At 49.0% G+C, this 4,345-nt stretch carries 2 protein-coding genes; one reads left to right on the plus strand and one right to left on the minus strand.

Annotated features, from left to right (window positions below; translation table 11 throughout):
- A partial coding sequence (gene glgP / locus BIZ37_RS29575) for a glycogen/starch/alpha-glucan family phosphorylase (RefSeq protein ID WP_187464588.1) occupies positions 1-1,838 on the minus strand: 1,838 nt, incomplete at its 3' end.
- Positions 1,839-2,318: 480 nt separating this feature from the next.
- Here glgP and malT point away from each other — a divergent pair.
- A partial coding sequence (gene malT, locus BIZ37_RS29580) for an HTH-type transcriptional regulator MalT (RefSeq protein WP_187464589.1) occupies positions 2,319-4,345 on the plus strand: 2,027 nt, incomplete at its 3' end.

Raw genomic sequence — 4,345 nt, forward strand, 5'->3', positions numbered from 1 at the left:
GCCACTTTGTTGATGGCAAAGATGATGTCTTTCGCTAGTGCGTAACCCGGCGCTGCTTTCGCACCAAAGAAGAACACACGTGGGTGCATATCGAACGTTGGGTCGTTCAATAGGCGGTGGTACAGCGCCAGGATGTTCAGCAGGTTAAGGTGCTGACGCTTGTATTCGTGCAGACGTTTGATTTGGATATCGAAAATAGCATCAGTATCAAGCTCGATACCCATGTTCTCTTCTACCCAGTCAGCCAAACGCTGCTTGTTCTCTTTCTTCACTGCCATGTAGCGCTTTTGGAACGCGGCATCGTCAGCGAATTTCTCTAGACCTGCAATTTTCTCAAGGTTTGCCGGCCAGTCGTCACCCACTTTCTCACTGATTAGTTCAGAAAGGCCTGGGTTACAGTATTTGATCCAACGACGTGGTGTTACACCGTTCGTCACATTGGTCAAACGGCCTGGGAATAGCTCATTGAATTCAGGGAATAGGTCACGCTTAACCAACTCAGAGTGCAGTGCAGCAACACCGTTTACGGCGTATGTGCTGACAACACACAGGTTAGCCATACGCACCATGCGCTGTGGACCTTCCTGAATAATAGAAAGCTTGCGCTTCACTTCGTTGTTGCCCGGCCAAGTTTGCTCGACTAGCTTCATGAAGCGGTGGTTGATTTCAAAGATGATTTCCATGTGACGCGGTAGCATCTGTTGAATCAGTGCTTCGCTCCATGTTTCCAATGCTTCTGGCAGCAATGTGTGGTTGGTGTAAGCAAAGGTCTTCGAAGAGATTTCCCACGCCTTCTCCCAGCCTAGTTTGTACTCATCCAGAAGGATGCGCATCAGTTCAGGGATAGCGATTGTTGGGTGGGTATCGTTTAGCTGGATAGTTTCCAGCTCAGATAGCGACTCGATAGAGTTACCCGCTGCTTCGTGGCGACGTAGGATGTCAGCAACCGAACAAGCACAGTGGAAGTACTGCTGCATTAGACGAAGGGCTTTACCTTGGTCGTGGTTGTCGTTCGGGTATAGAACCTTGGTCACGTTACCTGCTTCCAGAGCAGAGTACTGTGCACCTACGTAGTCACCGTCATTGAAGCGCGCTAGGCTGAACGGTGCGTTTGAGCGACATTCCCATAGACGTAGTGGGTAAACACTCTTGTTGTCGTAACCAACGATTGGTAGGTCCCACGCAACACCTTCAACGGTCATTGCAGGTACCCAGCGACGGCATTCAACACCGTCTTCATCAGTGTAAGCTTCTACATGACCGTACAGGCTAACTTCTTGGGTCAGTTCAGGACGTAGAACTTCCCATGGGTAGCCTTCGATACCACGCCATGCATCAGGTGCTTCAACCTGGCGGCCGTCAACGAAAGACTGGCGGAATAGGCCGTATTCATAGTGCAGGCCGTAACCCACTGCAGGGTATTCCTGAGCAGCTAGTGAGTCCATGAAACAAGCCGCTAGACGACCTAGGCCACCGTTACCCAATGCAGGGTCACGCTCTTCTTCCAGAAGGTCTGTTAGGTTTTGGCCCATTCCTTCCATTGCTTCAGCAACGTTTTCGTATAGGCCCATGCTGATTAGGTTGTTGCCGGTTAGGCGGCCGATCAGAAATTCCAGTGATAGGTAGTTAACACTGCGAGCTTTCTGCTCAGCAAGATTCTTTTCTGTGGCCAATAGGCTGCCAGTGCTGATTTCTGCCAGCGCTTTGCCCATTGCTAGATACCAACTGCGAGCAGTCGCAGTTTCTGTTGTCGATGCGTAAGTTGTTGTAAGGTGCTTTTCTACTGCTGCTTGGAAAGCGGCTTTATCAAATTGTTGTGTCTGACCATTCTTAGGCATGGTTCAATCTCGCTCTAGGATTATTTCCAACTGCTGACAATGTTGCCTGTATTTATCAGCGTTAACATCCTCCCGAACTGGGGAGGAGTAGGGATGAGTGGGAGGGGCGTAGTTATGAATCTCCCCCACTTTATGTGACACAATGCAAAATTCTGGGGTGTAGAAAGACTTAAACGCCCTTCCATATGCATTTAAAGTCACAAATACAGACTACCTTTTCATGTGCAATTAGACAGATACAAGATGATTAAAAAACGAAGATATGTGAAGTGTGTCATAAATATAGGGATGAGTTGGCAACTTTTGCTGAATTCAACCCAATGCGCTGTCAAAGTTATTAACTAGATCAAATGCCGCACTGCAATTTTTTGAAATGATAAGCAGGATTACATGGCATATATGCTCAGATAATATAGCTAATTCAGAGCAATGCTCCTGAGCGACAATGGAACTGAAACCTTACAAAAAGATAGCAAGACTATGTGGATACCATCTAAATTAACCCGTCCGGCACGCCTTCATAATGCAATACTGCGTCCCCGTTTGCTGGAAACGCTAGAGCAGGCCCCGTTTTATCGTCTTGTGCTGTTTCGATCACCTGCGGGCTATGGCAAAACGACCATGGCAGCCCAATGGTTGAATGAGCACCCGCATACCGGTTGGTTCAACATTGACGAGAATGACAATGACACATTCCGCTTTGCCAACTACTTACTGCAAACTATCAACAAAGCAACGAATAGTGCCTGCTTGAAGACCCAAGCGATGGCCGAACGCCGACAGTTTGCCTGCCTGTCGACATTATTTAGTGAACTTTTCGGTGAGTTGGCTGATTACCATGAACAAACATATATTGTTCTTGACGACTACCACCTCATTAACAATGACGACATTCACGATGGCCTACGCTTCTTCCTCAAACATATGCCTGACAACCTGACTTTAGTCGTCACCAGTCGTACGTTGCCGCCTCTCGGTACTGCCAACCTACGCATCCGTGACCTGCTAATTGAAGTTGATAACGACATACTGGCTTTTGACGAAGAAGAAACGACCCGCTTTTTCGACAAGCGTATCGGTGAGAACATCGAAGAAACCGTTCTAAAAACCCTTCACCATCAAGTGGAAGGTTGGCCGTCAGCGCTGCAATTAATTGCCTTGCACGCCCAGCAGAAACCACACAATTTGGTTGAGTCAGCCGAATCAATGGCAAACTTTAACCGTGGCCACCTATGGGATTATCTGGCAGAAGAAGTCTTTGACCTTCTTGATGGTGAAACACAGCAATTCCTGTTGCAGTGTTCGGTATTGGATATGTTCAATGCGCAATTGGTGACTGACCTCACAGGGCGTAGTGATGCCCTCGCGGTATTGGAGTCACTCAATCGCTTTGGCTTATTCCTCAATACCCTTGAGGGGGATAGCAACTGGTACCGCTTCCACAACCTGTTTGCTGAGTTCCTCCGCCACCAGCGCTACTCCCAGATCCCACAGCAGAGGGCTGAGCTACACGCCCTAGCCGCGAAAGCATGGCTGAAGCAAAACTCGCCACAACAGGCCCTGCTGCACGCCCAGAAGTGCGAAGATACTGCACTGGTGATCAGCATACTGTGTGATTTCGGTTGGGAAATGTTCCATCACGGTGAGATGAAACTGCTGCAGGACGCACTGGATCAGATCGATACTGAAGAACTCTACAGCCAACCCCGCCTCAACTTGCTTCACATGTGGTTGCTACAGAGCCAGCACCTGTACAATGATGTGGGCGACATGATTGTGGAGACTGAGACTGAATTTGCCAAGCGTGATATCAACCTTGATGACGCCCTGCAAGGCGAGTTCAATGCCCTACGTGCCCAAGTTGCAATCAACCAAGGCAAGCCAGACGATGCATTGATCTTATCCGAGCAAGCATTAGGGCAACTCCCGTCTACCACATACCGCAGCCGAATCGTCGCGACTTCCGTGGTTGGTGAAGTCCACCACTGCCTAGGCAATCTCAGTCGCGCGCTGCCAATGATGCAGCAAACCGAGAAGATGGCTCGCCAATACCATGTGTATCACCAAGCCCTGTGGGCATTGCTCCAACAAGCTGAAATCTTACTGGCGCAAGGCTATGTGCAGAATGCTTATGAACTCCTTGAACAGGCTTTCAAACTAGTCAAAGAGCAGCACCTGCAGCAGGTGCCTTTGCACGAGTTCCTACTTCGCCTCCGTGCACAGATCCTTTGGTGTTGGAACCGTTTGGAAGAGGCAGAGGAAGCGGCATTGAAAAGCTTGGAAGTACTTGCTCCATATGATGAAACAAAGTCGCTTCATGCTTACTCTATGCTGGCCCGTATCGCCGTCACCCGTGGAGAACAAGACAAGGCAAGCCGTTACCTTGATTTGTGTAACAGCCTGATGAGCCGCTCGATCTACCATATTGACTGGCGCGCAAATACCGATCTGGCTAATTTGCTTTACTGGCAAATTAGCGGTGATATAGACAGTATCCAGCAATGGCT

The organism is Photobacterium sp. BZF1, assembly GCF_014349205.1.
Taxonomy (GTDB): domain Bacteria; phylum Pseudomonadota; class Gammaproteobacteria; order Enterobacterales; family Vibrionaceae; genus Photobacterium.